Origin of the sequence: Mycobacterium decipiens (assembly GCF_963853665.1) — a bacterium.
Lineage (GTDB): Bacteria > Actinomycetota > Actinomycetes > Mycobacteriales > Mycobacteriaceae > Mycobacterium > Mycobacterium decipiens.
The window spans coordinates 4193289-4212702 of the sequence record NZ_OY970459.1 but is presented as its reverse complement, the minus strand read 5'-3'; the positions used below and the strand labels follow the sequence as shown (position 1 = coordinate 4212702).

Annotated in this window: 17 protein-coding genes and 1 pseudogene; 4 read left to right on the top strand and 14 right to left on the bottom strand. The window is 65.3% G+C overall.

The genetic code is table 11. From position 1 onward, the window contains the following. Positions 1-3: 3 nt before the first annotated feature. Together AADZ55_RS18595 and AADZ55_RS18590 are read left to right on the top strand one after the other, a co-directional pair. Entirely contained in the window at positions 4-1464 is a 1461-nt protein-coding gene (locus tag AADZ55_RS18595) for an O-antigen ligase family protein (protein WP_242670152.1), read from the top strand. Continuing rightward, positions 1461-2567: a glycosyltransferase family 4 protein gene (locus AADZ55_RS18590; RefSeq protein WP_242670153.1), complete on the top strand. Its 1107-nt coding sequence runs from the start codon at positions 1461-1463 to the stop codon at positions 2565-2567. The genes AADZ55_RS18595 and AADZ55_RS18590 overlap by 4 nt, the downstream gene beginning before the upstream one ends. Here AADZ55_RS18590 and AADZ55_RS18585 read toward each other — a convergent pair. The 12 genes and pseudogenes from AADZ55_RS18585 to AADZ55_RS18530 all read right to left on the bottom strand — a co-directional run. Then, positions 2548-3555, bottom strand: a pseudogene (locus AADZ55_RS18585) (glycosyltransferase family 4 protein); the annotation flags it as partial. The gene AADZ55_RS18590 and the pseudogene AADZ55_RS18585 overlap by 20 nt on opposite strands. A gap of 32 nt (positions 3556-3587) precedes the next feature. Then, positions 3588-4685 carry a class I SAM-dependent methyltransferase gene (locus AADZ55_RS18580; protein WP_085325068.1) on the bottom strand — a complete coding sequence of 366 codons (1098 nt, stop codon included), beginning with the start codon at positions 4683-4685 and terminating at the stop codon, positions 3588-3590. Further along, on the bottom strand, positions 4682-5935 hold the full coding sequence (locus AADZ55_RS18575) for a class I SAM-dependent methyltransferase (protein ID WP_085325069.1): 1254 nt from the start codon (positions 5933-5935) through the stop codon (positions 4682-4684). Before AADZ55_RS18575 ends, AADZ55_RS18580 begins: the two co-directional genes overlap by 4 nt. 34 nt (positions 5936-5969) lie before the next feature. Next, complete coding sequence (locus AADZ55_RS18570; protein WP_085325070.1) at positions 5970-7949, bottom strand: glycosyltransferase; 1980 nt, start codon at positions 7947-7949, stop codon at positions 5970-5972. Further along, on the bottom strand, positions 7946-9421 hold the full coding sequence (locus AADZ55_RS18565) for a flippase (protein ID WP_085325108.1): 1476 nt from the start codon (positions 9419-9421) through the stop codon (positions 7946-7948). The genes AADZ55_RS18570 and AADZ55_RS18565 overlap by 4 nt, the downstream gene beginning before the upstream one ends. A gap of 14 nt (positions 9422-9435) precedes the next feature. Then, positions 9436-10941, bottom strand: coding sequence for a sugar transferase (locus tag AADZ55_RS18560; RefSeq protein ID WP_085325071.1), 1506 nt, complete (start codon positions 10939-10941; stop codon positions 9436-9438). Further along, positions 10934-11746 carry a WecB/TagA/CpsF family glycosyltransferase gene (locus AADZ55_RS18555; protein ID WP_085325072.1) on the bottom strand — a complete coding sequence of 271 codons (813 nt, stop codon included), beginning with the start codon at positions 11744-11746 and terminating at the stop codon, positions 10934-10936. The genes AADZ55_RS18560 and AADZ55_RS18555 overlap by 8 nt, the downstream gene beginning before the upstream one ends. Positions 11747-11771: 25 nt before the next feature. Further along, positions 11772-12326 carry a dTDP-4-dehydrorhamnose 3,5-epimerase family protein gene (locus tag AADZ55_RS18550; protein ID WP_085325073.1) on the bottom strand — a complete coding sequence of 185 codons (555 nt, stop codon included), beginning with the start codon at positions 12324-12326 and terminating at the stop codon, positions 11772-11774. 30 nt (positions 12327-12356) lie between these two features. Then, positions 12357-13019, bottom strand: coding sequence for a PIG-L deacetylase family protein (locus AADZ55_RS18545; RefSeq protein WP_085325074.1), 663 nt, complete (start codon positions 13017-13019; stop codon positions 12357-12359). After that, positions 13016-13813: a glucose-1-phosphate cytidylyltransferase gene (locus tag AADZ55_RS18540; protein ID WP_085325075.1), complete on the bottom strand. Its 798-nt coding sequence runs from the start codon at positions 13811-13813 to the stop codon at positions 13016-13018. Before AADZ55_RS18540 ends, AADZ55_RS18545 begins: the two co-directional genes overlap by 4 nt. Before the next feature lie 203 nt (positions 13814-14016). Beyond that, on the bottom strand, positions 14017-15171 hold the full coding sequence (locus tag AADZ55_RS18535; RefSeq protein WP_085325076.1) for a PPE family protein: 1155 nt from the start codon (positions 15169-15171) through the stop codon (positions 14017-14019). A 20-nt stretch (positions 15172-15191) separates the two neighbouring features. Beyond that, complete coding sequence (locus AADZ55_RS18530) at positions 15192-15491, bottom strand: PE family protein (protein ID WP_085325077.1); 300 nt, start codon at positions 15489-15491, stop codon at positions 15192-15194. 304 nt (positions 15492-15795) lie between these two features. On the opposite strand from AADZ55_RS18530, the gene AADZ55_RS18525 reads away from it, so the two are divergent. Then, entirely contained in the window at positions 15796-16473 is a 678-nt protein-coding gene (locus AADZ55_RS18525; RefSeq protein WP_085325078.1) for a TetR/AcrR family transcriptional regulator, read from the top strand. A 151-nt stretch (positions 16474-16624) separates the two neighbouring features. Continuing rightward, on the top strand, positions 16625-17335 hold the full coding sequence (locus tag AADZ55_RS18520; RefSeq protein WP_085325079.1) for a TetR/AcrR family transcriptional regulator: 711 nt from the start codon (positions 16625-16627) through the stop codon (positions 17333-17335). Here AADZ55_RS18520 and AADZ55_RS18515 read toward each other — a convergent pair. Both AADZ55_RS18515 and metG read right to left on the bottom strand, forming a co-directional pair. Continuing rightward, positions 17332-17694 (bottom strand): PAS domain-containing protein, encoded by a 363-nt coding sequence (locus AADZ55_RS18515; protein WP_085325109.1) that lies wholly within the window; start codon positions 17692-17694, stop codon positions 17332-17334. The two genes, AADZ55_RS18520 and AADZ55_RS18515, sit on opposite strands and share 4 nt — an antisense overlap. Before the next feature lie 157 nt (positions 17695-17851). Beyond that, positions 17852-19405 (bottom strand): methionine--tRNA ligase, encoded by a 1554-nt coding sequence (gene metG, locus AADZ55_RS18510; protein WP_085325080.1) that lies wholly within the window; start codon positions 19403-19405, stop codon positions 17852-17854. Positions 19406-19414: the final 9 nt, after the last annotated feature.

Here is a 19414-nt window from a genome sequence, read left to right as displayed (position 1 = left end):
GCGATGGCCGCGGCCGTTGTGGCGATGTTCGTTGTCGGATCCTTCGGCTACGGCGTGCTGTCGGTACGAGACACCACCGGGGGCGTGATCCTGATCGGCGCGACGTTCGGCCTGGTCGTGTATTGGACGAAGCCGGAGTTAATGATCGGCGTGGCGCTGTTTTTGGCGTTCGCTGCGCTGCCAGAGGGTTTGCATGTCGGCAAGGTGATCGGCCCGGTATCGATCTATGCCTACCACGTGGTGGCGCTGCTGGCGATCTGCTTCGTCCTGCCCGTGGTGCGACTACGCCTCGCCGGCTACCTCTTGCCGGGAATGTTTGCGTTGACGGTGGTGTACTTCGCTGCCGTCGGATTCGCGACCGGGCACAGCGCCGCCATCGTGGCGCGCGAAGCGACGTTCCTGCTGGAAATGGTTGCTGGATTCGTGCTGGCGCTGCTGATCGTGTACGGCAGCTACATCAAGCTGTCGATCAACGCGATCGTCGTCACGCTGTGGTTTTCGGCGGGCATGGCGGTCTTGAGCTCGTCGGGCGGTATTCGGTTGGCCGGCCGACTGGAAAGCCTGGAGTCCGCGACCGGCCACTCCGCCACCCGCGTGATCACCACCACGCTGATACCGGCCATCGCGGTGTTGGCCGCATTGGTCGCCGCTCAGATCGTCGGCCGGGTTAAACCCGTTGCGTATCTTGGGTTGGGCCTGCCCGCGTTGATCGTTTCGGTATTGGCGTTCTCCCGCAACACCCTGCTCGCCGTGGGGGTGGCCGCCGTCGTGGCGTTCTTCGCCAGCTTGGGTTGGTCGGCGGTGCGACGGGCCACGCTGTTGGCCATCGCCGGGGCGGGCCTATTGGTGGTGACCGTGGCCGCCGCCCTGTTTCTGCTGCAGCAATCGACGGCCGGCGCCTGGCTTGGCGATCAGATCGCCGGTTTCAGTCATCGGGTCCTTGGCGGCATCTCGACCGGCGTGCTCGCCACGGATTCCTCGACGCTGGCCAGGTTGGCCGAAGACGCCAACCTCAACCGTGCGATCAGCCAGGCGCCCGTGTTCGGCCATGGCCTGGGCTACGCCTACCAGCTGCCGTTCGGGCACGACCCGGATGAATTCACCGAGACGTTGGGCACCACCTACTCGCACAACTTTTACCTTTGGTGGCTAGCCAAATCCGGTGCGGTCGGCATGGCGGCGTTTGCGTTGTTTGCACTTACGCCGCTGGTGCGTGCGCTGCGCAGCGCGTCGGTGTCGGCGAAGGCCAGTGCGGCGGTCAGCATCGGCCTGCTGGTGATGTGCATCATCGATCCGTTGCCCGAGGATCCGGCCAACGCGATGACGCTCGGCATGGCATTAGGGTCGGCTCTGGCCTTTGCCCGGCCGTGGCGTATCGGCCCTGCCCGAGACGCCGACCTGACCGACGGTGGCCAGCTGGGCTGGGTGCCGACCGAGCGCGTGCCCGCCGGAGTGGCCTTGTGACTGTGCCCCAGCGCCCGCTGCGGGTGCTGGTGGTAGGTCCGGCACCCGCGGCGGCAAGCAGCCGCGGCGGGATGGCGACGGTGGCCGCCCTGATGGCAGCACATCCCGACGACCGCTTCGCGCTCACCGTGGTGCCGACGTATGTGGACCGGTCGCGTTGGCGACGGCTGCTGGTGGGTGTGGGCGGGATGGCGCGGGCCAGTTGGCTGCTGCTGCGCGGTCGTACCGAGGTGCTGCACGTGCACCTGGCGCATGGTGGCAGCGTGCTGCGCAAGGCCATGCCGTTGTGCGCGGCGCGGCTCGCGGGTGTCCCGGCGGTGGTGCACGGGCACAGCTACGATTTCGGTGGTTGGTTCGACGGGCTGCCGTCGCTGGGTCAAGCAGCGGTCCGGCGTATGTTGGTCGCCGATCGCTGGGTGGTGCTGGGCGAGCGGCATGTGGTCGAGTACGCGAGTCGACTTCGCTTAACCCCGGGACGAATCAGCGTGCTGCACAACGCAGTCCGAATTCCGGATGCCCCGGTGAGCCAAACGGGCATAGCGCGGGTGAACGCGGTGACGCTCGGCCGGATGGGCGTGCGCAAGGGCAGCTACGACCTGATCGCCGCCGTCGGCGCGCTGGACCATCTGGTGCGCGCTCGGTTGCATGTGACATTTGCCGGCGACGGTGAGGTTGACCAGGTTCGCGCCGCGGTCGCGGCCGCCGGCCTGGGCCCTACGATTCACGTTGCGGGATGGCTGGATCCGGTGGCGCGCGACGAACTGCTCTCGGCCGCACACATTTTCGTACTGCCCAGCCGTGATGAGGGGCTGCCGATGGCGCTGCTGGAGGCGATGGCCTACGGGCTGGCACCGATCACCACGACGGCCGGCAGCATCGCAGAGGTGGTAAGCGACACAGTTACCGGCATCCTGGTGCAGCCCGGGTCGTCCGGGCAGATCGCCGAGGCCCTGGCCGCACTGGTCGCCGACGAGAGCCTGCGGGCCCGCCTGGGCGCCGCCGCGCGGGGTCGCGCTATCGACTTCGGGCTTGACGGCTGGTATCAGCGGTTGGCCCAGCTATGGATCGAGCTGGCGAGTGCCCCGCGAGCACTGCAGCGATGACATCCAGTAACCGGTCCGCGACGCGGTCGACGCTGAATCGCTTTGCGTAGTGGCGCGCGGCCTCGATGCCGGCCTGCGCCGCGGTGGCCGGATCGGCCAGTTTGTCGAATGCGGCCGCCAACCCGGTGACGTCGTCGACACCCACCGCCGGGCAGCTGGGTGGCTGGTACTCGGGCAGGCCGCCGGCGGTGGACACGATCGGCATCACGCCCAGCTGCATCGACAGCACCTGCACGCCGCTTTGCGAGGCACGCCGGTAATGTGCAACTGAACCCTTTGCCGCGGACAGTGTTTCGACGACGTCGACGTAGCGGTACCGTCCGGAACGCCACTGCGTGTGCCGCGGCAGACCGGCGCTGACCCGCCCGTCGCCGATGAGCATCAGGTTGTCGCCGCGCCAGCCGCCCCCGGTGACATGTCCATGCCATGCCTGCAGCACGACGTCGAGGTTCTTGTAGGGGTTGAGCCGGCCGATCATCACAAAGTCACGGCGCCGCTGCGGGCCAACCGGAGCTGGTACCAGGTTCGTGTCCAGGTCGCTGGTCAGCGGCAGCACATGCACGGGCGTGCCGGCCACGTCGCGGCGGTGAGCAACAGCGGTTGCGACGTAGTCGCTGTAGGTGATGGTGGCCGCCGAGTGCGCGCCCCAGTGGTCGAACAACGCGTGCTCGTAGGCCGGACGCCGCTCGGCGGCGTCATGCGGACGGTGGTCGTGCACCAGCTGTATCCGCGGAGTCCGTCCGGGCAGCGCGATCCAGCGTGGATCGCGGACCAGCTCGGTGAGCACAACGTGCGGTCGGTATCCCCGGATGCGGCGCCAGGTGGCGAAGCTGGCGGGCCAGGTCGCGGCGGTGCGAAAGCGTGGATCGAGCACCAGCTCGTAGGCGCGGGCCTGGTCGGACTCCGGGTGTTGGTCGGAGGTGATCACCAGCACGTCGATGCCCCGCTGGCGCAGCGCCTCGGCCTGAACGCGGGCCAGCGGTCGCATCCACGGCGAAAGCCACAGTACCCGAAGCGAATTCACAATGGGAAGTCGTTTTCATTCGAGCCAGGGTCGACCCGCCACCGCCCGTGCAGCTGGGGGTATCGGTGTCGGACCTCTTGGTACAGATCCGGAAGGGTGAGCAGTACCCGATCGGGGTCGGCGGCGATGAGTTGTTCGGGTGAGATGATCGCGACATCGGTTCCCGGGATTCTGCGTCCCTGCTTACCGGGTGACGCGTCGGCGACGCCCACAACCAGCCGCCGATCCACCCCCGCAATGCGAAACAGCGCAGGCACCCGCGAGCCGGCGCCGTACCCGTACACCATGCGCCGGTTATCCGCTTGCGCCACCAGCCAGTCACGTAGTGCTACGGCGTGGGTCTCGGCCGCCTGTTGCAGACGCGCGATGACGGCCGGGTCGGTAATGCCGAAATCGCGTTCGCGCCTCAATATGTTTTTGACGCGATCGTCCGGCTCGACCTGATCGTGCACGGCGCCGACCAAGATGGTCCCGCCGTACAGATAGAACTCCCAAGCCGTTGCCACGTGCATCCCGACGGCTTCGAGCAGCCCGGTCAGCGCGGTTAGCGAGTAGTAAGCGAAGTGCCCGTGGCGCAGGGCATTCCATTGGCCCTGACCGACCATCGTCATGAGCGAGGGGAACTGCAGCAGTAGCACTCCGTTGGGTGCCGTCGTCCGGGCTCGGAGCTCAAAACCAGCCCGCTGGTCCGCATCGTGCATGATGCCGAAAGAGTCGAGGACAACATCGGCGATTTCGGCTTCGACAAAACCGCGTTCGGCCAGCAGTGGCAACCATGTTCCACCATGGGGGCTACCGAACTCGCGTACCGTCGTTCCGCGCAGCCAGCCCCCGTCCGCGACTCGCCGTACCGCGTCGGCGGCCTGCTCCCGCAGGGCCTGCGGCTCGATACCGCGAGGCTCGGAGGTAACCGTGTCGTCGCGGGCGAGCTGGGCGAGGCCGCAGCGGGCGCACAGGTCCATCGCGAGCGCATGGGCCGATTCCTTCGGGCTGATCGGCTCGGTCGCCAACGGAAAGTTGTCGGCCGCCGGCACCTTTCCCAGGTCGAGCACTCGGCATAGCTCAGTGCCGCCGCATCCCCGACAGGTACTCATCGCAGCACCGCCCGGCGCGATCTGGAGTTGGTCGCCAGGTGCAGGGTCGGAAGTGGAAAGACAAGCTGGCCGCCCCATTCGGCGATGTAGCTGAGTTGCTCGGTCAGTTCGGATTCCAGGTTCCAGGGCAGGGCAAGAACCACGTCCGGGCGGTCCTTGGCGATGAGCTCCGGATCGTGAATCGGGATCCGCGCGCCCGGCGTGAAGCGGCCATGTTTGTACGGATTGCGGTCGACGGTGTACTCGAGCAGGTCGGTGCGGATGCCGCAATAGTTGAGCAGGGTGTTGCCCTTGCCCGGCGCGCCGTAGCCGACCACGCGCTTTCCTTCGGCGCGGCACCGGAGTAGAAACCGCAACAGGTCGTGGCGCGTCGCTTCGGTTCGCCGGCGCAGCTGCAGATAGCCGTCCGGGCGATGCAGTCCCGCCGCCTCCTCGATGCGCAGCACTTTGGCTACCCGTTCGGCGGGCGGCCCGGCGGCCGCTGCCGGGCGCGCCCAAATTCGCAGCGACCCACCGTGGGTGGGGAGGAGTTCGACGTCGACGACCGCCAGCCCGGCGGTGGCTAGCGCGCCCGTCGCCGAGAAGAGGGTGTAGTACTGGAAGTGTTCGTGATAGACGGTGTCGAACTGGCCCAGGCCTACCAGGTTCAGCGCATGGTGTACCTCGATGCTCAGCCAGCCGTCGTCGGCGAGCAATCCGCGCAGGGATCGGGTAAAGCCGCGCAGATCGGGTATGTGCGCGTAGACGTTGTTGGCGACCACCAGGTCTGCGGGGCGATGTTCGGCGCGTACTTGGCGTGCCACTGTCTCGTCCAGAAACGCCGGCATCGTTGGCACACCCCGTTTGACAGCGGCAGCACCGACGTTGAGTGATGGTTCGATGCCCAGGCACGGTATGCCCCGGGCGACGACGTGTTGCAGCAGATAGCCATCGTTGCTGGCGGCTTCGACCACGAATGACTTCGATCCGAGCCCGAGTCGCTCGGCGGCCTGATCGACGAAGGTCTTCGCGTGCTGTACCCAGCTGTCGGAATACGACGAGTAGTAGGCGTATTCGGTGAAGGTGTCCGCGGGGGTGATCAGTGCGGGTATCTGCAGCAGCAGGCAGTCCTCGCACAGCCGAAGGTGCAGCGGGAAGGTCTGTTCGGGTAGGTCGAGTTCTTCGGCGGCGAGGATCTTTTCGCAGGGCGGAGTCGCGCCGAGGTCTAAGACACTGAGCATGCGGGTCGAGTCGCACAGGCGGCAGTTCATCCAACTCTCGATTCTTTGTTCCTAATGTTGCCGATCACAGCACCGCGCCGATTGCGTGCAGATAGGCATCGGTCATTGCTTCCACCGTGTAGTGGGTGCGCAGCCGTTGGAAGCCGCTGAGTCCGACCGCGGGCAGCGTGGTGGGCTCGCTGAGGATCGAGGCAAGGCGGGTTCGCCAGCCCGAGACCGACACCGGTTCAACGACGAAACCGGACCTGCCGAAGTCCAGCATTTCCGGGACAGCGCAAACCGCCGACGCCGCAACCGGAACCCGTCGAGCCATCGCTTCGAGAATGACCAGAGGGAACGCCTCGGAGCGGCTCGGCACGCAGAGCAGATCCGCGGCCGCCAGCGCCGGCCCGGGGCCGGCCGACCAGCCGCGCCACCGCACCCGGTCGCGTAGCTCGGCGGGAGTAGCGGACTGCAGCCTCTTCCGATCCGGGCCGTCGCCGAATATGGAGAGCGTCCAGGGCATTTCCGTCAGGCCGCTCAGCGCTTCGATCAGCACATGGGGGTTCTTGTGCTCGACGATGCGGGACAGCATCACCAGATGTAGCGGCGCACCGACCGTCCGGATCCGCTGGCCCGGCTCGCTCGTCACGGCAACGCCGTTTGGTGCGATGAATGGACGTCCACGAAGTCGATGGTGTGGGGTCAACGTATCCCAATGTTTTTGTGCTAGAACGACAAAGCCGTCACAGCGGCGCATCGCAGCGGTCAGTGGGCGTGAATAGATGGGTTGATCGTCCGCCGGGGGAACGTGCGGAGCGACCAACCAGCGCCGGCTACCGGCGGCGGCCCGCCACAAGGTGGCAAAGCCCGTCTCGGTGTTGGTGTCACCACTGATCAGTACTGCCGGGCCGTCGGGAAGGTCCACGAACGGTGCCCACCAAGGCTGGCGCACCACCCGCACGGTGTGCGGAATCTCCTTGATCAACGGGCCGAACCGTTGCATGCAAACAATGGTGACCGAGTAGCCTCGGCGATCCAATTCCGTTGCCAGCAAGACTTTCTGGCGTTCAGCACCGCCATAGACCAGGCGATTGGTGGTGATCACGATCGCAGGCTTGTCCGCACGACTGCCAGCGATCGCCTTCTTCCGCGGTCCACGGTGTGACCGCTGTAGTCGCTCCAACGCGGTGGTGCCGGCTAGATACGCGTCCGCATGGTGCACGCTGTCTTGGCGTTCGAGCAGCAGGGCGATGTTGGCGCGCAACAAGTCGCGATTGCGGCGCCGCTCGACGGTCGAGACTTCTGCGCCATGAGTCGACCCGGGTTGGGACGCATTCTTGGTGGCCGCCGGATTGCCATGGTCAACCTCGATTTCGTCGGCCAGTAGCACCCGCCAGCCCGCCGCTCTGGCACGGGCCTGCCAGTCGGTTTCCTCGCCGTAGAGGAAGAACTCTTCATCGAAGCCGCCGATCTCGTTCCAGGCCGCGCGGTTGATTGCCAAGCAGATGCCGGCCAGATATCCGTCGATGCTTTGCAATTCGGCGGGCTGGCGACGATACAGGTGGGATATCGGGGTGCCCCGCAGGGAGTCAGAGTAGCCGGCGGCGGCGACCAGCGCCCGGCTCAGGGTCCGGCGGCGAGTCGCGATGTCCCACCGCTTTGGACCGGGCGCCCCGTCGTCGCGCACCATTGGTGACACCGCCGCCACATTGGGCCGGCGCAGCAGTTCTCTGGTGCGGGTCAACGGCCCGTGTAGCCGGGCATCGGCGTTCAATAGCAACAGATCGGTGTCGCTGGGGGTGTGCTCCACCAGCTCATTGAAGGCCGCGCCGAATCCGAGGTTCACCTGTCCCAGCACCCAGTGCACATCCGGGTAGCGCGCGGCCAGCTGCTGGCGACCGGGATACTCGTCGCCGCTGTTCTCGTAGACATAGACCGGTAGTTCGGGCAGGTGTTCGGCGAGGCTGGCAAGACACTTCTGCACCAGGTCGTGGCTCTTGTAGGTCACGATCAACGCAGCCAGCGGCCGCCGCGAATATGCCCGGTCCAGTTCGGCAGTCATGCGATCACCTGTTTCCGACGCATCGAGGTCACCATCGACCAGTTGAGCGGGCCGAACACCGCGCTGGTGGCGAGGTAGGCAACGGCGGCACCGGTCACCACCAAGACCGCGTGGTGTTGCCACAGCAGCAGCGCCACCACGACGGCGGGCGTTGTCGGAACCAACACCCGAAACAAGAACGCCACCGGTGTGCGGTAGCCACACTGTCGGTGTAACCACCAGCTGGCCGTCACCATGCCGAACAATTCGGTGCACACCAGCGCAACGCCGGCTCCGACGGCGCCAAATGGCCCGTCCAACAAGAAGTTGAGTGCGACGTTGAACGCCAGGGTGGCGATCGACAGGCGGAAGAAGAAGCGCTGATGGTGGCAGGCGAACAGGCCTTGCCCCAGGGTCCCGGTGATGAACCGCAGTGCTACCGCGATGAAGAGCATCGCCAGCGTCGGCGCACCGCGACCAAGGAACTCCTGATCACCGAAGAGGCCGATCAAGGGCCGGGCGAGCAATGCACCGACCACGGCGATCGGGACCGCCAGGAAATACATCAGTTCGACGCTGCGCCGCAGAAAGGCGGCGAATTCGGCGACATTGCGGGAAAACAATTCGGTAGCCGTCGACAATGTCGCCTTGAGAAAGAACATCGACACCACCAGGGTGTTGAACGCGACCGTGTACGCCAACCCGTAGACGCCGACTTCAGAATGCGTGCTCAGCATCGACAGGATCACGCCGTCGGTGCGCCAGTACAGGATGCTGATCACCGCCACCCCGATCGGAAACAGGCTTTCCCGCAACAGATCCGCGACCTCACGCGGTGCGAAGATCGGGCGGATGGACATGTGGCGCGCCGCAGCCGTGCCCTGGATCAGCAGCTGTAACGCCGGCGGAACAAGCTGTGCGACCGCGAACCATAGGACATTGGCTTGTGTTGCCACGAGCCAGCTAACCATCGCCAGTGTGCCCAGCCGACCGGCGATATCCGACACGGCCACGGCCGAGAAGCGGACTGTGGACAGAAACACCGGCTCGAACCGGGTCGTCATGGTCAGCATGAGTAGCTGGGCGGAAAGCACCACGAGCATCGCGCGCACGTCGCCGTCGTGATACAGGAGCAGCCCCGACGTTGCCGCAAGCGCGGCAAGGGGAACGCAGTACACCAGGGACAGGCCACTGTTGACTCGGACGAGCCGCTCCAGATCACCCGCACCCGATGAGACGCGGCGCACGATCACGGTGCCGATGCCGAGATCGGCCATGCTGGACCACATCCCGATGAAGGCGACCGCGATGGTGAGCTGGCCATAGCGCCCCGGCCCCAAATACCGTGCCGTTATCGCCACCGAGATCACCGAGGCCAGCATCCCCACTGCGCGGCAGCACAGCTGGACCGAGAATGCTTGTGCGATACGGGACTGCGACACCGATGGCGCACTGGCTGATGCATGCGGTATCGCGGCCGTCGGCTTGGCTATCGCTTCGCTGGCCATCAGTAGGCTCCGTCGGTGGCCAGAACGGCCTTGATCGTCCTGGTGATGATAATGAGATCCCCTGCCATCGACCAGTTGTCGACGTAGGACAGATCTAGCCGGACCGAGTCTTCCCAGGAAAGGTCCGAACGACCGCTCACTTGCCACAATCCGGTGATGCCCGGCTTCACCAACAGCCGTCGCCTGACTTCCCCGTGGTAGTTCTCCACTTCGCGGCGCAACGGCGGCCGGGGCCCTACGACGCTCATATCTTGTTTCAGCACATTGATGAACTGCGGTAGTTCGTCGACGCTGAATCGGCGCAGCATCCTGCCAATCCGTGTGACCCGGGGGTCGTGATGGATCTTGAAGAGCATGCCGCCCGCGCCCTGGTTGACTGGAAGCAGTCGTTCGACTTGCGCGTCCGCGCCGTCGACCATCGTCCGGAACTTGAGCATCATGAACGGCTTTCCGTCTAGGCCGATGCGCTCGGCGCGGTACAGGGCCGGTCCTTTGCTGGTCAGTTTGATCGCGATGGCGGATGCGATGAGAAGCGGTGCGGTTGCGATCAACGCGCCCAGCGAGAAGCAGAAGTCGAATGCTCGCTTCTGAAAGCGCTGAGTTCCTTTGTACTGCGGCTTCTCGACATGCAGCAGCGGAAATCCGGCGATGGGGCGCACAGTCAATCGTCCCCCGGCGACGTCCATCACTCCGGGCGACACCACGAGCTGGACGTCGGTCGTCTCCAGCTGCCACATCAGTTCCCGGATCGCTTGCACACCAAAATGTTCCGTGCGTGTCACGGCGACGGCATCGGCGCCGCAGTCGTCGATCGCGGCCACCGCATTGGTTTCGTCGCCGAGGATCGGAATCTTGCGGTCCCCAACCGTGAGCGTCTCGCCGCGGGGTGGTCCATAGCCGGCTATGCAGACCCCGACCACGACGTGGCCGTCTTTCGGGTTGCGAATCAGCTCTCGGGCGAGGTGCGCAACGCCCGGCCGGTCGCCGATCGCCAATACCAGGGTCTGGCACTGACCTTGGGCGCGCTGGTGCCAGAGGTACTTGCGCCAAAAGTGGCGGCTGGTCAACAGGCCGATGGTGCCAACCGGGAGGGCGACCGCCAAGTAGCCTCGGGCGAGGTCAATCTTGGCGAGCAGGGTGACCATCGCGATGATTCCGAATGTCGAGAAGGACGCGCTGGCGATGCGCCGATACTCGTCGATTCCCGCCCCGACCACGCTGGCGGTCCTGGTGTGAAAGACCGAGATTGAGGACAGCCAAAGGATCGCGAAAAGGCATGAGAACAGCGTCATTACCGGGCCCGGGTATCCCGAGTTGTTCGGCGAGTCACCGAACCGCACGTACTGCGCGACCACGACCGCCGCGCAGACGAGCACCGAGTCGGTGATGCGCAGATGACGCGAATAGCGTTGCTGCCAGCGCGAGTGGCCCGCTGCGCGAGATTCTCGATCGGGAGACGCGGTGACCGGCCTCGAACCGTCTTGGGCGCGAAGCGTACTAGTCACGCTCGTCGCTCCCGCCGGAGTAGAAGACACCGGGGTAGCAGATGAGCTGGGCTCGTGCGGCGCGCAGCAACGCCAGCGGACCCTGCAGCAGGTAGCGGCGCGCCAGTCGGCGCGGTTCGCGAGACAACCGGTAGAGCCATTCCAGCCCGGCGCGCTGCATCCACTCCGGGGCGCGGCGGGTCCTGCCCGCCAGGAAGTCGATGGCACCACCGCAGGGCAGGAATATCTGCGCCCCGGTCGCGTGCCCATGCCGGTCGACCCACTGCTCCTGACGCGGTTTGCCCAGACTGACGACCAGGATGTCGGTGTGCGCGGCCTGTATTGCGGCAGCAAGGGTCTCGGCGCATGATTCGATGTCGGCTGGGTGCGGTGCCCACATTCCCGAGATCACGAGTTCTGGATAGCGCGTCTGCAGACGCGCAGCCAGCTGCCGGTGGGTTGCCGTGCTACCGCCGAGGAAGCCGACCCGGTTGGTGTTCGTTTCGGCCAATGCCAACACAGCCGGCAACAGGTCGGCTCCGGTGACCCGAGGCCAGGGTTTCGCGGTCAGCAGTCGGCCCCGCCAGGCGATCGGCATGCCGTCTGCCAGCAGCAACCATTCCAGCCGACCTTTGGGTGCGGCGCCGACCCGGCGGAAGTGGTGCAGGTGATCGAGGTTCACCGACCCCACCGCCAAACCGAGCGGTGTCTGCAGACGCAGGTGCGACGCGATGATCGAGAGCACTTCGTCGGTCTCGTAGCGTTCGACGATGCTCCCGCTGACAACCATGCGCACAGCGGCCGTGGGCAGCGTGTCCTGGGTCATGGTCAACCCAGCCCGCCCAGCAACATCATGACGGCGCCTTCGTCGTCGACGTTGCGGCCAATAGCGGCCAGCTAGCATCTTTTTCGGAGATCACCGTGACCGGCAGCGGCCAGGCGATGCCGAATTCCGGTTCGTTCCAACGGAAGCTTTGTTCGCCTGCCGGCACATACGAACCACTGACCTGATAGAAGATCTCGGTGTCGTCGGTGAGGGTCTGGAAACCGTGTGCGACATAGGGGGGTAGGAATAGCGCCCGGTGGTTGTCGGCGCTCAACTCCACCATCGCGTGCATGCCATAGGTCGGCGAATCGGGACGGACGTCGACGGCGACATCGACGATGGCGCCGCGGATGCAGCGCACCAGCTTGGCCTCGGCGTGCGGCGGCACCTGACGGTGCAGACCCCGCACCGTCCCCCGGGTGTGGTTGAAGCAGACACTGGTCTGCGCGACCTCGGGAATGAGCCCGTGCGCTGCGAATTCGGCGGCGCAGAAAGCACGTGCGAAGAAGCCGCGATGGTCACGGTTTGGTTCGATGTCGACAATTGTCGCCCCGGCGACATCGGTGGGTGTGTACTTCATTCGGCTCCCCCTGGGTTCGGTGCCGGTGCGTCAACCGCGTGGATCGTCGGCGGCGGGATTCAGTACGGCCTTTTCCGACACGAAGGCCTCGGCGTAGCGGGCCCGGCACTGGACCCCACGGACTCGCATCAAGCCCAGGAACGCCTCGTCGTCGAACCAGGCCCGCTTCGCCTGAGACGGATAGCATTGCGCGAGAAGTTGTGTCTTCTGATGTGCCACATCGTCCGGAACCGGTACGTAGAGAGTGGGATTCGGCAAGTCCGACTCCCATTTGAGGATCTCGTAGCCCAAGGTGAGGTGTGCGCGGAACTCGGTCGGGATGAGCTCGGCTATCAGGCGGTGATCCTGGTGATGATCGTCGCGCTGTGGACCCAGCACCAGGTCCGGCTGACAGGCCCGGCGGAACTCGGCGAGTTGCCGCTTCACCGCCCCCCAGTGGTCCGGCAAGTGGCCATCAGGTAGGTCAGCCACCGTCAACCGGACATCGGCCTGGGGGCATAACGCCGCAAATGCGTTCTTTTCCTCGATCTCGCGCTCGGTGCCGGCGCCGCTCAATACCAGCGCGTGTACGACGACGCCCGGATTGTTGCGGGCGATCTGCATCAACGTGGCGCCCGCACCAATGACGATGTCATCGCAGTGGGCTCCAATGGCGGCAACGGAATTGACGGCTCGGGTGGTCAGGGGGATCATGCCGAATGCCTCGCTGAGTGCGATTTCTCCCACACCATCCATGGACGGATTCCCGCGTTGTAGTCGGCGTCGAGTTCGGCTCGCTCCTTGAACGTGTCGGCTGGCTTCCAGAAGCCGTCGTGTTGATAGCCCAGCAGCCGGCCCGTTCCGGCTAACGCCATACACGCATCGCCGACCAGATCGCCGTTTTCCGGGATCAGATCGAAGACCTCCGGGCTCAGCACGAAGTAACCGCCGTTTACCCAGATCGGAAACTTGGCTATCGGAGCGATCTCTTTGATGTCGCCGTCGGTGCCGACATCGACGCAGTGAAAGGACGACTGCGGCGGCACGATGAGCATGCAAGCCGCTGCGCCACTGCCGATAAACCGGTCAATCATCGTGTCGAGCGGCGCATTGGTCAGCACGTCGGCGTAGTTCGCAAGGAAGTACCGGTCGTCGCCGACGTGGTTGCGGACCCGGCGCAACCGCTCGCCGATCGGCGACTCCAACCCGGTGTCCACGAAGGTTATGGTCCAGTCCGACATGTCGGAGTCGAGCAGTTCGATCCGACCGCTGCGCATGACGAAGTCGTTGGACTCCATCTCGCGGTAATTGAGGAAGAAGTCCTTGATCAGGGCCTGACCGTAACCCAGGCACAAGATGAATTCCTTGTGGCCATAGTGCGCGTAGTAGCGCATTACGTGCCACAGCAGCGGCCGGGGCCCGACCATCTGCAGGGGCTTGGGGACAAGGTCGCTGTCCATGCTGCGCATGCGCATGCCGTAGCCGCCGCAGAAGAGTACGACCTTCATGACCGTGCGCCGATCAGAGCGCGTACCGAACCGGTGGTGTTGCCGTGCAAACCGCCCATTGCAGCTCTCCTTCCGCTGGCGCGGAGGTACATACCTAAGCAATCAATAATAGTAATTATAGATACTGCAAGAATGTTTCGGAAGAAGAAACAGACTATTGGTATCTCTGTATGCGGGCTCGGCGACCCGTCGACCGGTGCCCGTCACACCACGTCCCCGTATCCGGCGGAGGGCGGTTGTGCCATCACGGTGGGAACCAGTCCATATCGGGGACCGGGAACGGGGCCCTGGGTGACCGCGCCCCGCGGCACCCCGCCCAACAGGCTCGGTGCCACGTTTGCCATCCCGTTGGGGCCGCTGCCCGGGAGTGCCGAACTGATGCCGCCGAGGTGGGCGGTCGGGATTACGCTGGTCCAGCTCGACGGCACCGACAACGACCCCAATTTGGCCGCCCGGCCCATGCTGCCCAGCACGCCCCCAAGACCGCCGAGTCCGTCGGCGCCCATGGCGGCGGCACCGGCGGCCACTTCTGCTGCCTCGCTGGCCAGCTGCTCGACAGCGGCAGCGCTCATACCCTGCAGGGTCTGGGCGATGCCAAGCACACTGGCGAGCGCGTAGATCGGGGTGGCGCCCGCGCTCAGGTAGTTGGGAACGAGGAAGGGATCGGTCAGAAGTTCAACCGGCGACTGAAAGATTCCCGAGATTGCGGTGGGTGTGGCCAGCCCCTGCAATGCGGCCGGAACCGAGGCGACCAGTTGCGCCAACAACGTGTGTGCGGCTGCCTCGCCGGTGGCCTCGGCGACCGCGGTGGCCTGAGCGGCCACTCCAGCCGGGTCGGTCACCTGCGGCGGCGACGTGAACGGTGTCAGCGTTGAGGCGGCCGCCGAACTGCCCGCATAGCCATACATGGCCGCGGCATCCTGAGCCCACATCTCGCCGTAGAAGGCCTCGGTAGCCGCGATCGCCGGCGAGTTCTGACCGAAGAAATTGGTCGCCGTCAGCGCCATCAGTAGAGCTCGGTTGGCGGCAATCGCCGGTGGCGGCACGGTCATCACGTAGGCCGCTTCGTAGGCGGCCACCGCCGCCCTGGCCTGCCCGGCCGCCTGCTCGGCCTGCCCGGCGGTGGCGCTCATCCAGACCGCATAGGGCGAGGCCGCGGCGGCCGCTGCCACCGCGGCCGGACCAAGCCACGGCCCACTTGTCAGTCCCGCGATCACCGACGAGTATGCCGAAGCCGCGGTCTGCAATTCGCAGACCAATTCGTCCCATGCCACCGAGGCGGCCAGCATCGGCCCCGCACCGGGTCCGGCATACATCCTGGCGGAGTTGATCTCCGGTGGTAGTGCGCCAAAATCCATTGCTGCGAACCCCCCCCGGGTCAGCCGGCCGTGCCCGCGTTGGCGGCCTCGGTGGCGGCGTACGATCCGGCACTGGCCCGCAAGACGTCGACGAGCATGTCGTGAATCGCCGAGGCCTGGGCGCTCACGGCCTGGTACATACGGGCGTGCGCGGCGAATTGCATCGCCGTCAGCGTCGACACTTCGTCTGCAGCGGCGGGAACCACTCCGGTGGTGGGAGCCGCGGCGGCGGCGTTCCCGTCGTGCAGCACCGCGCCGACGCCCTGCAGGGTGCCAGCCGAGGCCGCGAGCGCTTCCGGCTGTGTGGTCACGAACGACATGCGCCCCTCCTAACCCGTCGGCGTATGCAAACCGCCGACCCACATGCAGGGCTATACTACATACTTTTGGCATGGAATAAAGCATTATGGGCAACCTCAAGTATTTGCAATTCTGGTCCGCGTCGCGGCGGCGTGGATCACTGCAGGTCGCGGCCGGACTGCTAGCCTCGGAAGCGGCGCAAATGCCGCCTGAGACAGGCCGGTGCGTGCTCAGTACCGACGAACCGGCCACCCTGCTCGAGTAAGGCATCGCGAACGTGAAGGCGATCATCCCGGCACGGCTGACATGAGTTCGTCGGGTCAGATGACAGCCGCCTCAGCCGACGGACGCGCAGATGCCACACGTCAACAGATCCTGCGGTCCGCTGCGCATCAGTTCGCCCGACGGGCTTACCACGACGTCGGCCTCGACGACATACTTGCCGAAGCCGAATTGACCAAGGGCGCAATGTATTTCCACTTCCGGTCCAAGCATGCGCTGGCGGTGGCGATTATCGAACAACACACCACCACGACAACCGCGGCCGTCCAAGAACTGCTTGCCAGAGAGCTTTCGGGCCTGGAAACCCTGATCGACTTCTGCTACCTGATTGCCGTTCGGGACATCAGCCAGGACATGGCCCGGGCGGCGCTGCATTTGCTCGGCTCGGTGGGGCGGGCCGAAGGGCTACAGGCGCGACTGCTGGGCGGGTGGATGGACAGCCTGGCCAGGGTAATCCGGCGGGCGATCGCCGAGGGTGACGTCATCGAACGAATCGATCCACCCGACGTCGGACGCCTCATCGTGTCGATGTATTTGGGTCTGCGGCAAACCAGCGATCTGGATGAGCCAGAGCGGTTTCTGCTCGATCTGGAGAAGAGCTGGACTCCCGTGCTGTCCGGCATCTTGCAACCGGACCGCTTCGACTATTTCGCGCAGTTCATCAGGCGACGCACAGCGCTTGCGATCAGCGCCACCACGACCCGGGCGAAAACCGGCTGAGTCCGACCGGGCAGAACCGGGGCGCACGCTCGCACGTGTCCTGGCACACAGCTGTTAGGCTTGATGCCCTGACCAGCTATTTTGACACGCGGGGGCCGGGAGTCCGGGCTGATCGGCTGAACGGCGACTGAACTGGGGAGGTGCGGACGCTTTGGCGCGCCAGGTTCGATCCGAACTAACCCGGCGAAAGATTCTCGACGCCGCGATTGAGGTGTTCGGCGAGGTCGGCTATCCGGCCGCGGGGTGGGGCACGATTATCGACCGGACGGGCATGACGAAGGGGGCGCTGTACCACCACTTCGATTCGAAGGAAGCGCTGGCCTCGGCCATCATCGACGAGGGGTCGGACCTAGTCGTCGGCGCCTTTCGCGGTGTGTGCGGGACGGCCTCGCCGGCACTGGAGAACCTGATCCACGGCACCTTTGCGGTCGCCAAGCTGCTCCGTTCGGAAAAGATGGCACATGCGGCCGAGCAATTGACCGCGGCCCTAGCCGGATTCAATGCGGCGGCGGAGCGCTTCTGCGCATGCTGGGTTGGTGAGATGGCCACCGAAGCGCGGCGGGCGATCGCCCAAGGAGACCTGCGCAACGACGTCGATCCGGAATTGGTCAGCGAGTGGATCGTCGCCGCGATGATCGGAACGCGGCTGCTGTCCAACGCCATGCGTGCACAAGGCGGCAGCGAAGGCCTGGTCGGAGATATCAGCGGGCGATTGAGCCGAATCTGGGAACTTCTGCTGCCCACTATCGCATCCGAGGCGTCGTTGCCGTACTTCCGGCAGTTCCTGGCCCGTGAGGCGATCCGCCATGCCCCGGTTCCGGCCGGCGACACCGCCGTAGCGCCGGAATTGCCGGTGCCCTAGCGTTCGTCCTCCCAGAGTTGTTCGGTCAGGTCCTGGAACGTGGCGAGGGCAAATTGGTCGTCGGCCCGCATCGCCGCCGACCTGCTCATCATCGCGCGCACCACCGAACCGTCCTGGTGCGCCAATTCGACGACCATGTTGGCCAGGGTGTGGACCGCCGACAGCAGCGATTCCGAGATCGGCGCCTTGCGGAAGATCTCATGAAATCTCCGCGACAAGATCTCGTCCGGTTCCCAGCCCACCATCTCGGCAAACGCGGAGTTGGTGAACAAGATGCTGCCGTCGTGTCCGATAGCCAGGACGGGGATCGGGATCCGCTCGAGCACGACCAGCGCGGGCAACTGTTCCAAGGAGGTCAACGGAGATTGGCTGGTATGCCGGTTCCGTCGCCGCTCCACAGGCCGATTATGGCGTATGACAGCAGTTGAGCCAGGGCTTTTGGCCCAAACGCCGCTACCCGCAGCCCGTTCTCGCCCACAGCTGCTGAATTCGCATGCGGTGCAACGTAACTGAAATTCAGCTAGCTTCGGGCTGCGGCTGGTAGCGGGGAAACACTCCCGTCGGCGGCGGTAGCGCCGTGCCGGGGGCCAGCCGAACCCCTACGGCGGTGAACGACCGCTGGTCTGCGGCCTGGCCGAGCAGGTCCAAGATCTTACCGGCCGACTCCGGCATCACCGGCTGGACCAGCAGTGCCGCGATGCGGACGACCTCACAGGTGACATACAGCGTGGTGCCGAACCGGGCCCGGTCCTGAGCGGACTCGCTCTTGCGCAGCACCCACGGCTGCTGCGCGGAAAAGTATCTATTCGCTTCGCCGAGCATCAGCCAGATCGCCTCTAGGGCCAGATGCATCGCCTGTGCGTCGAAGTGGGCACGCGCTCGCTCCAACAAGCCGTCCGCCGTGGCCAGCAGTGCGGTGTCGGCGTCGGAGAACTCACCGGGGGCGGGTAACACCCCGTCGAGGTTCTTGGCCACCATCGACAACGAACGTTGGGCCAGGTTGCCCAGCTCGTTGGCCAGATCGGTGTTGATCCGCGTGATGATGGCCTCCGGGCTGTAGCTGCCGTCCTGGCCGAACGGGACCTCACGCAAGAGAAAGTAGCGGACCTGGTCTACCCCGAACGTTTCCGCCAGGGCTACCGGGTCGATGATGTTGCCCACCGATTTGCTCATCTTCTCGCCGCGGTTGTGCAAGAACCCGTGCGCGAAAACCCTTCGCGGCAGCTCGATTCCAGCTGACATCAGAAACGCCGGCCAGTAGACCGCATGAAACCTGATGATGTCCTTGCCGATCATGTGCAGATCGGCGGGCCAGTAGCGGCCGAACAAATCCGAGTCGGTATCCGGGAAGCCCGCACCGGTCAGATAGTTGGTCAGCGCATCGACCCAGACGTACATGACATGGTCGGGGTGGTCGGGCACCTGCACCCCCCAGTCGAACGAGGTGCGCGAGATCGACAGGTCGTCCAGCCCGCCGGAGACAAAGCTGATCACTTCGTTGCGCCGCGTCTCGGGTGCGATGAAACCGGGGTTGGCGTCGTAGTGGGCCAGCAGCTTGTCTGCATAGGCCGACAGCCGGAAGAAGTAGGTCTGCTCCTCGGTCCAGGTCACCGGCGTGCCGGTCTCAACCGTGATGCGGGTGCCGTTTACGAGTTGGGTCTCCGATTCGACGAAGAATCGCTCGTCGCGCACCGAGTACCACCCGGAATAGTTGTCCAGATAGATGTCGCCGGCAGCGGACATCCGCCGCCAGATTTCCTTGGACGCTTCGTGGTGGTCGGCATCCGTGGTGCGGATGAACCGGTCGAAGGAGATGTTCAGCGCCTCCTGCATGCGTTGAAACACGTCGGAGTTGCGCCGGGCAAGCGCCGCGGTGGGTACGCCCGCCGCCGCGGCGGCTTGCGCGACCTTCAGGCCGTGCTCGTCGGTTCCGGTCAGGAAGCGCACATCGAAGCCGTCGAGCCGTTTGAACCGGGCAATCGCGTCGGTGGCGATGTATTCGTAGGCGTGACCCACGTGCGGCGCCGCGTTGGGATACGCGATCGCGGTGGTGACGTAATAGGGCTTCATTGGGACATC